This is a genomic window from Paenisporosarcina antarctica, from assembly GCF_004367585.1.
Classification (GTDB): domain Bacteria; phylum Bacillota; class Bacilli; order Bacillales_A; family Planococcaceae; genus Paenisporosarcina; species Paenisporosarcina antarctica.
The window spans coordinates 3,143,236-3,159,971 of the sequence record NZ_CP038015.1 but is presented as its reverse complement, the minus strand read 5'-3'; the positions used below and the strand labels follow the sequence as shown (position 1 = coordinate 3,159,971).

Here is a 16,736-nt window from a genome sequence, read left to right as displayed (position 1 = left end):
TAGAGTTTGTTTCTTTTTCCTATTAGAGGAATAAAAGATGGAACTGAAATAGAAGGTGTTTCTGATGTGAAAGTGATGAGAAGCTCATTGAGGAACAACCTTGCAGCAATTAAGATTTCAGCGGACCTAAGTCTTAGAGTAGGTAGAGTTGATGAAACTTTGCTCGGACATCTATATCCAGGTGGTGATTCTATCATTTTCATTGACGAGCTCTGGCTATAAAATTTTAAAACAGCTTCGGCATTGTTCTAGGGGTAACCCTTTGCTTCCTTCTGTGCTAAAAGGGAAAGGTTTATCTGTAAAGAACTACTAACAGTAAGTGACCTCTATTAAGAAGGGGCTTACTGTTATTTAAGTCCACTAAAATAGTATTATATGGAATGTTTGAAATCTTTACGTACATCAACTTTTTGTGTCAACTTTGCAAATTTCTTAGAAGTATACATTTCCAAATCTGCGGAGTTGATTAATGTTTCAAATGTCTCTCCATTATCAGGGTAAATAGCAAAGCCAACAGATGCTTTAATTGATGTAGATTCAGAAATTCGTATTTTTTTAAACTCTTGATGTAGACCTTCAACATATTTAGATGTAAAATTGACATCAATATTAGGAATTACCACAACGAATTCATCTCCACCCCAACGTGCTACCAAGTCATCCTTGGAAGTATAGCGTTTTAGGAGAGAGGCAAATTCAATAAGTAGTTCATCGCCTGTGTGATGTCCAAATGTATCGTTAAATACTTTAAAGTCGTTAATATCAATCATCACGATACCAATTTTACCATTCATCCTCTTTACTTTACGTGCTAGCAATTGAAATTGTTTTTCAACGATCCTTCTATTATATGTATTCGTTAAAGGATCAATCTCAGAATAAAATTTTGCTTTATCATATTGCTTTCCAGCCCACCAAGGAACGATAATAAAAAAGGGTGCAAATATAAAAAAATTTGTGTCACTAGTTATTCCTAAATATTGATGGTAATAATAATATCTAAGGATGTTAAATAAGACCACAATTCCAACTGCATAAAATCTACCGGTATATTTCAAGTAATCCACCCCTATTCTTATGGTGTGAAGAGTCATATTCTAGTAGTCAAGGATACTTTGTGCAAGATACTCAAAGTATATTAACAAGTAAAATTACTACCTGATTAATTTCTGTCACGTTGTTTATTAATAGCAATATTATACTAGATGAATTTATCATAATATAGTGCAGAGTGTCCATACATATAAAATCATTTAGAAAGAGGAAAGAAAATCATGAATTTCACTCCATTTCCGACTATTGAGACAAAGAATTTGTTGCTAAGAAAAATGAGTCAACTTGATTTGATTGACTTGTTTGAAATGAGAAAAGATTCTACCATGCATGAATATACAGATACACTAGTAGAGGAAAATATAGACGAAACAAAAGCCTATATTGAAAAGATGAGAATAGGTGTGGATGATAATAAATGGATTATATGGGTAATTGAACATAGACAATCCACTAAAGTGATTGGAACTATTTGTATCTGGAATCTAAACGAGGAAGAGAAAAGTGGAGAATTAGGGTATGGACTTATCCCTAGATTTCAAGGTCAAGGACTAATGAGAGAAGCGTTAGTACATGCTGTTGATTATGGTTTTAATGTCATGAAGTTAAACTTTCTTGATGCATATACTGAAGAGAACAATGGTAAATCAATTAAACTTTTGGAAACATGTGAATTTGCTGAGATTAGTAGAGTGGATGAAGACGGATACTCTAAAAGTCGGACATTTCGAATGGTTGTTTATCGATTAATGGCTTAACTTAATACTTACGGCAACCAAAAAACCAGTATGTAGAAGATTAGAGATACTGGTTTTTTGGTGCGTGCACATTAGCTATTGATGTAATATGTTGTTACCACTACAAGTATTATTAAACTTTGCATATAGGATGGGAGGGGGTTCAATATGACCGAAGGATGGAAACTAAAAGAAGGAATAGCTTATTATCATCACGTTTCTGAAGATCAATTGTGGTCGGTCATCATGAAAACTCTTTCATCTCAATCGGTGAAAACAACTTCCTATAAGTTTGCCTTGCTACGCGCGATTCTAGAGAATCTGTATAAACAACTAAAGATTTGGAAGTAAGTTTTGATCAGTTAGCTGAATCTTTTGCAAAACTTTATTGGAATTTAGTCATTCGTAATGGGTATTCACAAGGACATCGGGCTCAAATTGAAAAAGAGGTAAAGAAATTTCAAGTTGAATGGCAAATTCCAAGTGGAGTATCATTTGATTCACTTAAAGACAGACATCAGCTTAAATTGATTAAACGAATTGAAAGTAAAGTAATTAGAAAGTATGTAGTGCGTGCGTTGTTTGCGAATACAGAAGGACAACTCACAATCACGCCAGGAGCCTATGAGTTTTTATTGAAGTATCAAACGAATATTTTCAAGTTAAACAACTATGAGCTCGCAAAGTTTTTGCAAAAGAAGAATCCACATTTACCACAGGGGATTTTACTTGAGGAAATAGAAGACATAACTCAGCGTGAATCTCTGCAGCAATTCCAACAAATGATTGTGACGTCCTCTGGAAGTACATGCTTTTATACGGATCGACCATTACAAGTCGCAAAGCGTTCGATTTCTGTAGATCATTTTGTACCTTGGAGCTTTGTTCATAGTGATGAATTGTGGAATTTCGTCCTCACGTCTTCATCTCTTAATTCAATTCAAGCAAAGGTAGCAAATTACCTGCAGAGCGCTATTTAAATAAACTGGATGTGCGAAACCAATTATTTAAGAAAACGGGCGACGTTTAAGTTAAACAAGTAATGGAGACCTATGATTTTCATCAGAAGCTGTATGAATATGCAGAGTTGAATGGCTTTGAAAAGGGATGGGCTCCTTGATAAAGAAATCCAGTAACTTTAAAAGTTACTGGATTTTGTGTATGTGTGATTGTATTAGAAAAATACAGTAGTTTCAGTCGTGTTGAAAATCGTGTACATGCATTAACCTCAATATGGGATTAAAATCATTATTTCTTATATTGAATTATTTTCATTATTGTCAGATGACTTTTCCGCATTCTTTTCCTCTGAATCCAAATGATAAATAGGAGCACCTTCACCTACCATATCTAGAGAAGCCATAAAATCCTTGTTTCGACGCAACTCCATTTCCTTTTGGTCCACTTTGTCAGAATCCATCATCATGTCCTCTCTGTGTTTTTTAATAGTATATTAAATTTTTCATGAATTATTAAAGGGAATGAAAAATCAATCATGCAATTATCGAAGAAAAGTGTAAGGTGACTGTCATCAGAGTATTTGTAAAGAGAAGAAATGAGCTAAACTTGAAACCAAAACTGTCGATGTAAAATCTGCACGATTAAGGTTTTCGAAGCGCTTTAAATAGCATATTTTCCACAAGATTTTTATCGGAAAGAGTACGATATTTTGCTTTGATTCTTGCGAAACAACAGAAGACAATTGATTTGCTAGCGATTAAAACCATTGAGTTAGAGGCTCAAATTAGATGGTCTTAAAAATTTTTAAATTAAGATAAAGAAACCCAACGATTAGTTCAGTTGCTGGGTTTCATTTTGTAAATAAATATAACTGCATACGTTTTTTTCTTATGAGTTAGTTATTCATGATTAATGTTTTTTATTAATTTTACTGACAATATAGAACGTAATGATAGCGGTGGCGGCATTTAAAAAAGTTCCCCACAGTAAGTCCACAAACGTGATGAAAATAGGCCAATCTTTTAACGTAGCAAGGTTTGTTAAATCGTAAGTTGCATATGTAATTAATCCGAAAAAACCACCTGCGAACAGTGCGTAAGTCCAACTGTTTTTTTCTAGAGCAGGGAGAATGACGAAAAAGATTAATCCTGCAATGTACAACAAATAGAAAATCCCCGCAGCTAGCCAGTTGACGTCCTCTTTTAATAAAAAACCAATGTGTTCTTCGTATAAGTTAGTTGAAATAAATGCGAGCCAGACGATGTCGACTAAGAAAAAGACTAATAATGTAATAACATAAATTCTTACGTTTTTCCCCAATTCAATACCTCCATATCTTTTAAAAACAATTAAGAAGATTTTATCAGAATGGTATGCCGGAAATCGACTAGTATGAATTGAAGGAGCACATTCAAACTTTGAATTTACATTCCTACAGGTCCTATGGGGTTTTAGCGGTTAGTACTTTTTGTGTAAACGCCTTTACATCGAGTGCAGTTTTTTCACGTTTAACATCCTCTAACATGACATCGCGAAAATATGACACACTTGCCTTCAATGGCAATTTTAGCAACTTCGTCAATGCCTCTTGATACATGTATACGAACTCGGGGTCAGTATTGCCTCTTTTTAACTCAGCAAATGATTCGTAAAATTGATCTAGTTTATCTGCAAATTCGAGCAAACGACCTTCAATAGTAGCATCTTTACCTTCTTTCATTCGTTCAAAGAAAACGGGTTGAAATTCAACAGGAATCTCTTCTAAAATAAATTTCTCCATCATTTTTTCTTCAACATGTGAAATCATTTGTTTAAGTTCTGGAGATGCATGTTTGACTGGGGTTTTAATATCTCCAATAAATACTTCCGCGAAATCATGGTTTATTGTCTTTTCATATAAAGATTTCCAATTAACGACTTCACCACTATTTTCTTCAATAGTCGCGAAAAACATGGCATATTGGGATACTTTCCAACTATGTGCTGCTACATTATGTTCTTCAAACTTAAATTTACCGGGACAACGAATAATTCGTTCCAAGTCATTCATGCTCGTAAAAAATCTATGAATACCCATTATTTATCTTCTCCTTTAAGGTAGTGATTTTTTCTCTCCATTACTTTCGTGAATTATATCTTTTTATGCATTGTGTTTCCAGTTTGGAGGGTCATATAATTTTTCGTATACAAAATAGTTGGAATTTTAATTAAATAAGAAATCTCGAGAATTTTAGCTGAAAATCATTTAAATTCTATCCTTGATTAATTTCTTCGGCTTTAAAGAGTATTTCCATAATGAAAAATTGCATGCTTATTTCACGGTTAAAGAAGGATAAATAGTTAATGTGGTAGAACAAGTATATTAGACGATTCATTAAAAGATAAAAGGTAATAAGGAAAAATTTTTTTCTAGTAACAAGGGCAAGTAGTATTAAATCCAATAAGAAAGGTTTCTTTTATCATTCTTACTAGAGTATTCAAAATATCTAATTTCGTTAGTATTCATTATTTGTGACAAAAAAATGCTGTCCCTATTTAAGGACAGCATCTCTTATTACTTTTTCTTTTTATTAACCAATGTTTTCAGTGCAAGTGCGCCAGCCAATACTCCAATAGCTGTATTTGTACGTTTGTTGAAGACTTGTTTAACAACAAGATTCAAGTTTTGCGGGCGTTCAGCCAATCTTCTCATAAAGTAAGCGTACCAATCGTCACCGAAAGGAACGTATGTGCAGAAATTATAGCCTTGCTTGGCAAGATCAACTTGCATATCTTTACGGAAACCGTATAACATCTGGAACTCGAATTTATCGTTAGGGATGTTATTTTCTTTCACGAACTTTTTAACCTGATCGATAATTCGGTGATCATGTGTTGCAATTGAAGTGAATTTTCCGTGTAATAAATGATACTCAATTAGTTTGATGAAATTTTCATCAATATCTTCTTTTGTTTGAAAAGCATATTCAATTGGCTCTTTGTATGCGCCTTTAACGATGCGCATACGTAAATCTTTATATTTTTCGAGGTCGTCTTGCGCTCGATCGAAGTAGGCCTGAATTACTGTTCCAACATTGTCGTACTCTTTTAAAAGGTCATCCATTAAGTCAAAAGAAGGCTGTAAATGGTCGTAATCTTCCATATCAATATTTATATGCATATTGTATTTGCTCGCAGCAGCTACAATTTCGAGTAAATTCTCATAACAGAAATCATAATCAATATCTAACCCAAGTTGTGTAGGTTTTAATGAAATATGAGCGTCTACACCATTAGTATGAATACTTTCAATTACTTCAAGAATACTTGCTTTAGCTTCCAACGCTTCTTCTCTTTCGATCGAGTATTCGCCCAAATTATCAACCGTAGCACTAATACCTAATGCATTCAGTTTGCGGATACTATTAATTGTTTCTTCAACAGTTGTTCCAGCTACTACTGTTTGTGCGCCTAATTTCAAACCATATTTTTTTGCTGCTGTTGTCAATAATTGGTTTTGAGATAAGCTTATAAATACACCTTTTAACATGATTATTCCTCCTGAAAGTGATTCATTATATGTCATCTTACATCTGAAATAAAAGGGTAAGAAACACTACTGAGTAACATGTGATTCATGATTACATTTCATTATAATTCTTTTTAATGAACATGCATACATAATCATATTAACTTGTACGGAATTGTATCATAAAAGTGTCCTTACCGGCATTAGTTGTTAAGTAATCATTATCAGGTGCTCTAAAAGAACATGACTACTTATTTAAAAACATTAGAAAGTACATTCTTTTATTTAAATCTAGTGATTTCCGTTACAACGCACTTTCATGTTTCGAAGCTAGCGTAGCGATGCAGAAACAGGCGGACGCTTTCCGCGGGCGGTCCGTTGAGCCTCCTCGTCGCAAGTTCCTGTGGGGTCTCACCTGGACTCGCTTTTCCCGCTGGAAAGATATTGGACGAACTGTAATTCGTCCAATATCTTTGCGACGAGTAACCGCAGGAGCACATGTTTTCTCGCCGCCTTTCACTACAATCATTCACCATAAGTTTTATAAAAAATCATCCTATCTTGTAAAAGGAAAGTACCCACACACAAAATTAGATAGGATGATTTTTTATGTACAATCCAAAGATTACTAAACAAAATTCACTTCCACTGAGAGGGAACTTGCGTTTCAATAAGAGGAAATTGAGACTTCATATTAATCGAATTAACGAGAGTCACATCAAAGAAATTCCGTTTTAGCATGTTAGTCTCCATATAATAAAAACACCATGAAAACTGGGTTCTTGGCGAATTAATTTTATATTTACATTTTAATAATAGGAGGAATTAGATGAACTACTTAAACTTAGGGGTAACAGGTTTGCATGTTTCGAATGTAAGTCTTGGAACGATGGCATTTGGACGTTGGATTGATGAAAAAGCTTCTAAAGAGATTTTAGATACAGCAATTGATGCAGGTATTAACTTAATTGATACGGCTAATTTTTATGGCAAAGGCCAAGATGAATCATTCAAGTACGGCACAGGTGAATGTGAAGAAATTATTGGCCAAGCGTTAAAGGGAAGACGTGACAAAGTAGTTTTGGCAACGAAAGTAGGATTGCCGATGGGGAAAGATCCTAATGATGCTGGATTGTCTAAATTTCATATAATGCGTGAAGTCGAGAATTCTTTGCGACGACTCCAAACCGACTACATAGATCTATATCAAGTACACCGTTTCGATGATCAAACTCCTCTCGAAGAAACATTGTCTACTTTAACGAATTTGGTTACTCAAGGAAAAGTGCGCTATATCGGGTGTTCCAATTATGCAGCTTGGCAAATAGCCAAAGCATCCGGAATTAGCAAACTTCATGGGTTTGAGCACTTTGTGTCGTCTCAATCTCAATACAATTTATTATCACGGAAAGTAGAAGAAGAACTGGTACCTTACTGTTTGTCTGAAACTTTGGGACTCTTGGTATATAGTCCGATGGCTCGTGGTATGTTATCAGGTAAATATAAAACTAGCGATGATTTGCCAGAAGGAAGCCGAGCAGCAAAAGGAGAAGAGCTGATTCAGAATTATTTCACAGATGAAAATTTTGAACTGGTTTCTAAATACAAACAACTGGCTTCTGAACATGATGTAAACTTGTCACAATTTTCTTTAGCGTGGATTCTTAATCAATCTGCTGTAACTTCTGCGATTGTTGGAGCTAGCAAACCCCACCACATTACGGATGCGGTGCAAATAAGTGACTGGAAATGGTCTGATGAACTGCAAGAAAGTGTGAGTAAGTTGTGATTTTACCAATTTCCATATCTAATTGGTGAAATGGAGACGTAAGCAAATATCTTGATGTTCGTTTTTGGTCGTTTTATGATGACATAGAGATAGTTTGATTTACGAAAGGAATTTTGTCATGACGATAGAAATTAAGCCAGTTCCACTTTCCGTATTGGATTTAGTTGCAGTACTTGAAGGGCAAACACATAAAGAAGCGATAGGCGATATGATCAACTTAGCACGACATACTGAACAACTTGGGTATCAGCGCTATTGGTTAACCGAACATCACAATATGCCAGCAGTTATTAGTTCAGCTACTTCGATTTTAATAGGTCATGTTTTAGAAAATACGGAGTCAATACGAGTAGGTTCAGGTGGTATTATGTTACCGAATCATACACCACTTGTTGTTGCCGAACAGTTTGGTACATTAGAAGCCATATATCCTAATAGGGTGGACTTAGGGTTAGGTCGCGCACCAGGAACGGATATGCGGACTGCTCATGCACTTCGTCGAACGTCGCAAGAAACTGCATTTGCGTTTCCGCAAGATGTTGTTGAATTGCAAAATTATTTTAAATCAATAGATCAACAAGGAATGGTTCGTGCTTTTCCAGGTGCAGATGCTAATGTGCCAATCTACATTCTAGGCTCGAGTACGTCAAGTGCAACTTTGGCTGCTCGATTAGGCTTGCCATATGTATTCGCAGCTCACTTTGCGCCGACACAACTAGAACAAGCATTGCATATTTACCGTAATCAATTTACACCATCTGAATATTTATCTGAACCGTATGTAATGGTTTGTGTGAATGTTGTTGCTGCTGATACAAATGAAGAAGCAAAAAAACTTTCCACTTCAACGGATCGTTTTTATTTAAATGTTGTTAGACGTACAGAAGAGTTATTAAAGCCTCCTGTTGATTCGATGGATGGCGTGTGGAATTCTGTTGAAGAAAGCGCTGTGCGCAGTATGTCAGCATATTCATTTAAAGGTGATAAGAGTGCCATTGAGGAGCAGTTGAAAAAATTCTTAGGGACATTCCATGTCGATGAATTAATAGCAGTAACATATATTTACGATCAGCAAGCTAGAAAACGCTCGTATGAACTATTAAAAGAAGTTGTAGACAACCTTTAAAAAGAAAATGAAACGTTTCTTTGTCGTGGGACTGTCCAGAAAACAGTAAAACTGATTTTCTGGACAGCCTTTTTTATATAGTTTTTCAAGTATCCCGTTGCTTTCCGTTCCAGCGCACTTTCATGTTTCGAAGCTAGCGTAGCGATGTTGCTCACTTTCAAGTTTCGAAGCTAGCAAAGCGATGCAGAAACAGAAACAGATGGACGCTTTCTTACCACTAGTCAAGAGTTTTCCCATTTCTTTTTCAGAAAAAAATAGTGAAAATGAAATAGTAAGCGGTTGACTTCTGTTCCGTCGCTTGTTAAAAGATATTTGGCTTCACTATACCCTCAGAAATCATGATTTAACACACGGAACCGAAAAAATAAGCATAGTAAATAAACCTCACGATTTCTGTTTTTTTCGCAGGGGCTATTGTGCTATAGTTAGAGGAATCGTGTTACGAAACACTGCTGATTCGTACCGGTACAGGATGCCATTTTGGATAAGGTGAAATGCAACTTTCAAGAACTTATTCATACAGGCAATCATCGCAACCTTATGGAGCTTTCCATTGGGTTGCTTTTTTAATTTGTCGTAATAATCCACAATCGTATTTTGGGTCTTTGCCCGCAAGGAGATCATAGACCTGACCATTTGGAACAGGATTTTGCGCAGTCTTCTGTTTCCTCTTTTATTGATTTTATCCTGATGTTGGAGTTTGCCTGATTGATACCGTTGGATATCGATTCCTGCGTACGCATTGATTTGTTTCGAATTTTGAAAACGACGGATGTCACCTAACTCGCCAAGGATTTGAACGGCGGTGTTTTCACCGATTCCTGGAAAGGATTTGAGCACTTGAAATTCCACTCGATCTTTGGAAAGGTCGACCATCTGTTTGATGATTTCCTTTTTTTGAACCCGTAGTTCCTGAATGCGTTTGGCATATTGCTTCAAATGTTGACATCGCACATCTTTCGGTCCAATAGCCGAGTAGGAATTTTTAACAGCCATGAGAAGTAAAGTTGCTTTCTCTTCCGCTTGTTTGGCAGATAAGTTTTTGCGTGTTGCACGTTTGATTTGATCGCATAACTCCTCATTTGACAGTCCTCCTAAATAGGCCGGGTGCGGGAAGAGCTTCACGATATTTAAGAACAAAATGGAACTCTTCGAAAACACTTTTTCGAGCGTTGGAAAGCTCAACTGTAGGAAAGCGTGCAACCGATTAGAATGTTGACCGAGTTCTTTTTCAATATCCTCATAGTAGCGTCCCAACGCACGCATCTGTTCATAGTAGTCTTCTTGAATGTAGGTTTCTGGACGATCAATCCTAAAATGCGACCTGGCCAGTTCATGGGCATCACCGATATCCGTTTTCTGCCTGCGCATGGAGGCGGTTTGGAGTTTAGCCTCTAATGGATTGAGCCGGCTGTAAGGATACTGGTGTTCCTGAAGAAACTTCTCAAGACCTTGCGAATAGACACCTGTAGCTTCGAAAACAATTTCTGGAACCTGACCATCCTGTTCCGTTAAAGAATCAATGCGTTCTTTTAGCGATTGGAAACCGGTAAGAGTATGTTCCAATTCCCCTTCATACCTGCAGTGTTGATTGTGATCGTAGAGGACCATAGTGCTTTTTCCCATACTGACATCAAAAGCGATGACGTGTTTCATACTTCTCCTCCTGTTCATTCTTCATAGAAGTCCATCACAGTGCCTTATTGATTCCACTTTCTTATACACGGTCTCGAGGACCCAACATACTAAACTGATTCTTATAAGGGTGTGAAGTGAGTCGGTTTCCTGATTCGGATTCTCAGATCCCAGCGTCCGCTCGACTTCCCTTCACTTCTACAAAAAAATAGTAGCACAAACCATGGCCTTGGTCTGTGCTACTAATGTTAGTATGTTTCCGCGGGCACGGCTTCAGCCTCCTCGTCGCTAAAACCACTGTGGGGTCTTCAGCTGGAAAGATATTGGGCGAACTGTCATTCGTCCAATATCTTTGCGACGAGTAACCGCAGGAGCATTGATTGTTTTAGCGACGAGGAGGCTCACCGCACGCCCCACGGAACGCGTCCGCTCAAAACGGAAATCAGCGTGTATCAGTCTTTTTATAGTTTCATAGATATTAACAGGCTGAGAGTCTATCTCGTCCTGTTTTTATTCGTTTTACAAAAAAAACTGAAACGTCCCTGATCCAGGCAATTCTTCAATTAATTCAGCACCAAACAAACTAGCTGGCGTGTAACTACCTCCTGCTATGTCCGTATTAAGTACACGACTTACAACAGCGAGCGCTCCAAAAACAGTCAAACTATATACATTCGCCGTTTCAATACGCACCGTCTGAGATTCGCCAGTCGCATTTATTGCCTCCCCCCAAATATAAGCTCGAGAATTTTGTCGAACCTTTTCATCAGGTCCACTAATTGAGCGGTCCACCCATTCTCGTAAAATTGCTTGTACAAATGAATTAGATAAAATTGGTCGCATCCATTTCAGGGAACGAGCCCCGATTATTTTATAAGCTGGCATCGGAATCCATGTACTAATATTTGGAATTCCAGTCGTATAAAAAGCAGTCGAAACATCTCCCCATGGAATTGCCATTGCCGTTTTAGGTCCTCTTCCAAAGTTGATGGTTCGATGCTTTTTGCCAAGAGGGAATTCGGTAATTATGCCTTCCAGACGCTCTGAACTAGCGGATGAAAGACCTTGTATCATAGTTTTAAATGTACCTGGTGAAATGCCTGAATCGGATTCGAATCCAAGAGAAAGATGTGTGGCATTTGGCAGTAATTCCTTTAATTTAAGCGCAACACAATCTGTCGGTATTACATCAAAACCAACTCCTGAACAAATAACGATACCGGCTTCGACAGCTCGTTTATCCTGCTCATGTGCATGTTCAAATACACCGATTTCTCCAGTAATATCAAAATAATGGGCACCAACTGTCAGACAAGCTTCGATCATTGGAGCGCTAGTGATTGAAAATGGACCCGCGCAATGAAGCACCAAGTCAACTCCTATAAGGCCTGACTCAATCTGTGTTGACTTTTCCAATGAAAACACACGACCTTCGAGGTTCAGTTCAGTTGCTAGAGATTGGATTTCTCCCGAATTACGTCCTGCTAAAATCGGTTTCAAACCACGTTCAACGGCCGTTCGTGCAATTAGTGCCCCGGTATATCCATTTGCACCGTAAATCATCCATGTCTGTTTCATTTTTTAATCCTCCTATTTGAAATATGTGGAAAAAATAAATAAATTATTGATAAAAATTTTTTTAGTACGTTTAATGGGTTAAATTCTTGGTTAAACAGGTAGTACTTAAATAAGTATTTTATTAATATCAGGAAGTTTTATTATTTATATGGATTTTTATTGATGTAAATATTGTTTCATCTCTAGAAGCTGCCAAATCAATGGGAGGTTATAAAATGACACGAACAAGAACGGTTTATAAACAATATTTACTACTCAAACAAATAAATCTAAAAAAGAAAGACATGTATAACAAAGCAAAAGAATTAGGTTATACACATACTCTTGTCGTAGCGTGTAGTCAAGAGCTGGATAAATTGTTAAATAAGTACCAAGGTATATTTTCGTTTAAACGGGCAGGATGATTTCTTAGGGTCATTTTTGAAAATAATTATATGAAACTACTATTACTACTATTCTAGATTACCTCATTCACTTAATAAATCACCTCTGAACTGATATTGAAGAGATGGGATTCACTAAGGAAAGAATTTTCCATAAGAATGTAAGAACCCCTTTATACTATATTAAATCAATGGCTGTCCTTAAGTATTTCTTCGAGTGCATGAATGTATCACCATCATTTTGAGTCTCTGCATGGTTATGTGTAGAATAGGTGTAGGAAATATAATTGAAAAAAGGTGCATACATGAAACAATATATCGTCATAGGTGCTGGAATTCTAGGGGCATCAACAGCATATTATTTAGCGAAAACTGGAGCGAACGTTCTAGTTGTGGACAGGCAAGACGTAGGACAGGCAACTGATGCAGCTGCAGGAATCATTTGTCCATGGCTCTCTCAAAGGCGCAATCAAGCATGGTATTCTCTTGCGAAAAGTGGGGCCGCCTATTATGAAACACTGATTCGACAACTTGAAGAAGATGGAGAGACGAATACGGGGTATAAGGAAGTAGGGGGCATTAATCTCCATTCAGATAAAGGAAAACTCCTTAAAATGGAAGAACGTGCCATTTCAAGGCGGCAAGATGCTCCTCAAATCGGTTACGTGCGTCAAATCACACCTGATGAAACCTCTATATTATTTCCGCCGATATCAGAGAAATACGCTTCAGTCTATGTTAGTGGAGCTGCTAGGGTAAATGGCAGAGCCCTTCGACAAGCCCTAGTTAATGCAGCAAAAAAGCACGGTGCTACATTCGTTTATGGATCAGCTGAAATTGAACATAGCAATAAAACTGTAACAGGAGTTCGTGTCAATCAAGAGAGTTACGCTGCAGATTGTGTAATTGTTACGGCAGGAGCATGGGCGGATGAGCTGTTAACCCCACTGGGTCTAAACATACAACTGACTGCTCAAAAAGCACAAATTGTTCATCTTCGATTGGAAGATGTGAAAACGGGTGATTGGCCGGTAGTAATGCCACCAAATGATCAATACATACTTACTTTTGATAATGGCCAAGTAGTCATTGGTGCAACACATGAAGATAATAAAAATTTCGATTTACGTGTCACTGCAGGTGGACTACATGAAGTTTTAGACAAAGCATTATCCGTTGCACCAGGTTTAACTGATAGTACGTTTGTTGAAACGCGAGTTGGTTTTCGCCCATTCACACCCAATTTTCTACCAATTATTGGTGAGGTGCCAGGATACAAAGGACTTCTCCTCGCAAACGGACTTGGAGCTTCAGGTTTAACAGTGGGACCGTTTCTCGGTACTCAACTAGCGAAGTTCGCACTTGGTGAAGCCATTGCAATTGATTTGTCACTTTACGACGTGGGAGCTGCCATCTCGCAATTCTAAAAAGTAGAGCACAAAATAGAAATAGGGATTCAGCAGTGTTTTATTCTGCTGAATTTTTTTGTATTGGTTAGCACTGTGATAGCTATCGTTAATATACTAGAGATTGATAGGGAATAATTAACAAAAATACTATAAAATTTCCATGTTATACTTTTAATCATATTGATCAATACATAGAATATTGAATTTTAAGTGCTGCCGAAAAAGAAGAGAGTAGAATAAGATTTTTAATCGTACATATCAAAAAATATACTACACAAATATGTTTTGAAATACCGGGTATTCTTATCTGCTTATGTGTATGGAGCGGACATTAAACTTGCACCGTATAAGGCAGATTGTAGCAGCTGGACGAAGCATATTTAAGCGAAATTTGGCATTCAGTTACCAAGAACAAGCGGTGAGCAGGCGCACACAGGAACGCCTATAAAATTTAATGACATGAAAAAAGGAGATCTCATGTTTTTTGCTAACAACGGTACGACCATATCACATGTATGTATTTATATGGGAAATGGCAAGTGGATTAGCAATTTGAATACTGCAAAAAGTATACAAATCTTTTCTGTTTGGGGACCATGGGCGCAACAAAAATTCATGTGGGCACAAAGAGTAATTTAATAGTTAGTCAACTTAAAGAACCGAAGAGTCTGAATTAGACTTCTCGGTTCTTTTCTACGTCTTCAACTGTCTCAATATGATGTTCTCCCCAAGCACACATGGCATCCAAAATCGGACGTAATGACCAACCATATTTAGTCAAGGAATAAATGACTTTCGGTGGAACTTGATCAAATATCTTACGGTTTACAACACCATCTTGCTCGAGTTCGCGTAACTGCTGGGTAAGCATTTTCTGTGTAATAGTCGGCATAATTTTTTTTAATTCACTTGTGCGTCTTTCTTCTTTAATCAAATGACACATGATGACCACTTTCCATTTGCCGCCAATTACATCTAGTGTTGCTTCTACTGGAATATTGTATGCCATAATGTTTCCTCCTCTCTTACTACAATGAGTGCGAAAAAGGTTCTATCTATCTTTAGTGCCTGTACATATCGGGAAAACGAATTAAATGTATGTTAACATACACCACTTTACATCTGCCTCTTTTAAATAGATATAGGTACTAAAAAGTGCCTACATTACTTTAAAGTACGTACTGTTCATTATTTGGTGTCGAGAGCATAATAAGATTTGCAAGGAATACTCGAAAGTAATTGCCGAATTTCTTGAACACTATTTAAAGGGAAAACTGAGGAGGAATTATAAATGAATCATTCACATACAGCTGATGACTCAGCGAAAAGAGGAAGATTAGCTTTATGGGCTCTCGCAATTAGTGCCTTTGGAATTGGAACAACCGAATTTGTTCCAATAGGTTTATTAGCTACGATTGCACAGGACTTTGATATTGGCATTACATTAGCGGGTTTATTGATTTCTGGATATGCAATAGGTGTTGCTGTGGGTGCACCCATATTAACGGCACTTACCAATAGAATGACTAGAAAGACACTGTTAATCGTTTTGATGGCTGTATTTATTGTAGGAAATATAGTTGCAGCTATGTCCACTTCGTTTGAGTTGTTAATGATCGCTCGGTTTATTACCGCATTCTCACATGGTGTATTCTTTGCCATTGGCGCTACAATTGCTGTGCAATTAGTGCCTGCTCATAAAAAAGCGAGTGCCATTGCTTTAATGTTTACAGGGTTAACTGTTGCAACAGTTACTGGTGTTCCATTAGGTACTTTCATAGGACAAGCATTTGGATGGCGTGCAACGTTCTGGGCTGTTGCACTGCTTGGTATTGTAGCAATAGCAGCGATCACTTTATTAATTCCTAAAAACTTACAACAATCTCCACCTGCTAAATTTAGTGACATTTTCCGACTAGTGACTAATGGAAGACTCTTACTGGGATTTGCAATTACTGCACTCGGCTACGGCGGAACATTTGTTGCATTTACTTACTTAACGCCAATTCTTGAAGACCTAATTAAACTAGACGCAAAATTAATTAGCATGGTCCTCCTTGTTTATGGAATTGCCGTAGCAATTGGAAATGCTGTCGGTGGTCGTCTTGCTAATCATAATCCAGCGAGAGCACTATTTTGGATGTTCATCCTGCATGCAGTCATTTTGATTGTTATGACGTTTATGATTCCCTTTAAAGTTGCTGGGTTAATTGCCGTTATCTTAATGGGTCTAGTGGCGTTTATGAATGTCCCAGGTCTCCAACTTAATGTCGTTCAACTTGCAGAAAAATATGTTCCTAGCGCAGTTGATGTAGCCTCTGCATTAAACATTGCAGCATTTAATATTGGAATTGCAATGGGATCGATTATTGGAGGAATGGTTATTAATTCAATTGGATTAGTTCATACACCTTGGGTTGGAGGCATCATGGTTATTGGTGCAGTTCTTTTAACGGCTCTGTTATTGCGTCTCGAACGAAAGTGAGCGGAATACGACTTAAAAAATTCTATACTCAATTTTAAAATGGTGAACTTTTGTTGGAAATAAAAGTGTTATT

Annotated in this window: 17 protein-coding genes; 9 read left to right on the top strand and 8 right to left on the bottom strand. The window is 37.1% G+C overall.

Annotation, left to right across the window (positions count from 1 at the left end):
• Window positions 1-371 precede the first annotated feature (371 nt).
• Window positions 372-1,067, bottom strand: a complete 696-nt coding sequence (locus tag E2636_RS15175; protein WP_243840783.1) for a GGDEF domain-containing protein — start codon at window positions 1,065-1,067, stop codon at window positions 372-374.
• Window positions 1,068-1,274: 207 nt separating this feature from the next.
• On the opposite strand from E2636_RS15175, the gene E2636_RS15170 reads away from it, so the two are divergent.
• The 3 genes from E2636_RS15170 to E2636_RS15165 all read left to right on the top strand — a co-directional run bounded on the left by E2636_RS15170 (window position 1,275) and on the right by E2636_RS15165 (window position 2,770).
• Complete coding sequence (locus E2636_RS15170) at window positions 1,275-1,811, top strand: GNAT family N-acetyltransferase (RefSeq protein ID WP_134210960.1); 537 nt, start codon at window positions 1,275-1,277, stop codon at window positions 1,809-1,811.
• A gap of 147 nt (window positions 1,812-1,958) precedes the next feature.
• The gene (locus E2636_RS19435; protein ID WP_243840669.1) at window positions 1,959-2,141 is read left to right on the top strand and encodes a hypothetical protein; all 183 of its coding nucleotides are present in this window, start codon (window positions 1,959-1,961) and stop codon (window positions 2,139-2,141) included.
• Complete coding sequence (locus E2636_RS15165; RefSeq protein ID WP_243840668.1) at window positions 2,132-2,770, top strand: HNH endonuclease domain-containing protein; 639 nt, start codon at window positions 2,132-2,134, stop codon at window positions 2,768-2,770. Before E2636_RS19435 ends, E2636_RS15165 begins: the two co-directional genes overlap by 10 nt.
• A 275-nt stretch (window positions 2,771-3,045) precedes the next feature.
• Here E2636_RS15165 and E2636_RS19080 read toward each other — a convergent pair whose 3' ends face one another.
• The 4 genes from E2636_RS19080 to E2636_RS15150 all read right to left on the bottom strand — a co-directional run bounded on the left by E2636_RS19080 (window position 3,046) and on the right by E2636_RS15150 (window position 6,279).
• Window positions 3,046-3,210, bottom strand: a complete 165-nt coding sequence (locus tag E2636_RS19080) for a hypothetical protein (protein ID WP_166669542.1) — start codon at window positions 3,208-3,210, stop codon at window positions 3,046-3,048.
• Between the two features lie 449 nt (window positions 3,211-3,659).
• Window positions 3,660-4,070: a DUF2177 family protein gene (locus E2636_RS15160; RefSeq protein WP_134210959.1), complete on the bottom strand. Its 411-nt coding sequence runs from the start codon at window positions 4,068-4,070 to the stop codon at window positions 3,660-3,662.
• Window positions 4,071-4,191: 121 nt separating this feature from the next.
• Window positions 4,192-4,827 carry a YfbR-like 5'-deoxynucleotidase gene (locus E2636_RS15155; protein WP_134210958.1) on the bottom strand — a complete coding sequence of 212 codons (636 nt, stop codon included), beginning with the start codon at window positions 4,825-4,827 and terminating at the stop codon, window positions 4,192-4,194.
• A gap of 477 nt (window positions 4,828-5,304) precedes the next feature.
• Window positions 5,305-6,279, bottom strand: a complete 975-nt coding sequence (locus E2636_RS15150; protein WP_134210957.1) for a proline dehydrogenase family protein — start codon at window positions 6,277-6,279, stop codon at window positions 5,305-5,307.
• 808 nt (window positions 6,280-7,087) lie between these two features.
• Between E2636_RS15150 and E2636_RS15140 the strand changes: the two genes are divergently transcribed.
• The gene (locus E2636_RS15140; RefSeq protein ID WP_134210955.1) at window positions 7,088-8,047 is read left to right on the top strand and encodes an aldo/keto reductase; all 960 of its coding nucleotides are present in this window, start codon (window positions 7,088-7,090) and stop codon (window positions 8,045-8,047) included.
• 118 nt (window positions 8,048-8,165) lie between these two features.
• Complete coding sequence (locus E2636_RS15135) at window positions 8,166-9,173, top strand: LLM class flavin-dependent oxidoreductase (RefSeq protein ID WP_134210954.1); 1,008 nt, start codon at window positions 8,166-8,168, stop codon at window positions 9,171-9,173.
• Between the two features lie 411 nt (window positions 9,174-9,584).
• Here the strand turns inward: E2636_RS15135 and E2636_RS15130 are convergent, their stop codons facing one another.
• Complete coding sequence (locus E2636_RS15130; protein ID WP_134209225.1) at window positions 9,585-10,829, bottom strand: IS110 family RNA-guided transposase; 1,245 nt, start codon at window positions 10,827-10,829, stop codon at window positions 9,585-9,587.
• A 498-nt stretch (window positions 10,830-11,327) separates the two neighbouring features.
• Window positions 11,328-12,386, bottom strand: a complete 1,059-nt coding sequence (locus E2636_RS15125; protein ID WP_134210953.1) for a saccharopine dehydrogenase family protein — start codon at window positions 12,384-12,386, stop codon at window positions 11,328-11,330.
• Window positions 12,387-12,601: 215 nt separating this feature from the next.
• On the opposite strand from E2636_RS15125, the gene E2636_RS15120 reads away from it, so the two are divergent.
• From E2636_RS15120 to E2636_RS19670, 3 genes are all read left to right on the top strand, one after another.
• Window positions 12,602-12,790, top strand: coding sequence for an aspartyl-phosphate phosphatase Spo0E family protein (locus tag E2636_RS15120; protein ID WP_134210952.1), 189 nt, complete (start codon window positions 12,602-12,604; stop codon window positions 12,788-12,790).
• Window positions 12,791-13,074: 284 nt separating this feature from the next.
• A complete protein-coding gene (locus tag E2636_RS15115; protein ID WP_134210951.1) occupies window positions 13,075-14,196 on the top strand; it encodes an NAD(P)/FAD-dependent oxidoreductase in 1,122 nt (373 codons plus the stop codon).
• 378 nt (window positions 14,197-14,574) lie between these two features.
• A complete protein-coding gene (locus E2636_RS19670) occupies window positions 14,575-14,817 on the top strand; it encodes a C40 family peptidase (RefSeq protein ID WP_134211826.1) in 243 nt (80 codons plus the stop codon).
• A gap of 34 nt (window positions 14,818-14,851) precedes the next feature.
• Here E2636_RS19670 and E2636_RS15105 read toward each other — a convergent pair whose 3' ends face one another.
• Entirely contained in the window at window positions 14,852-15,190 is a 339-nt protein-coding gene (locus E2636_RS15105; protein ID WP_279587126.1) for a winged helix-turn-helix transcriptional regulator, read from the bottom strand.
• A gap of 279 nt (window positions 15,191-15,469) precedes the next feature.
• On the opposite strand from E2636_RS15105, the gene E2636_RS15100 reads away from it, so the two are divergent.
• The gene (locus E2636_RS15100) at window positions 15,470-16,663 is read left to right on the top strand and encodes an MFS transporter (protein WP_134210949.1); all 1,194 of its coding nucleotides are present in this window, start codon (window positions 15,470-15,472) and stop codon (window positions 16,661-16,663) included.
• The last annotated feature ends 73 nt before the right edge of the window (window positions 16,664-16,736 follow it).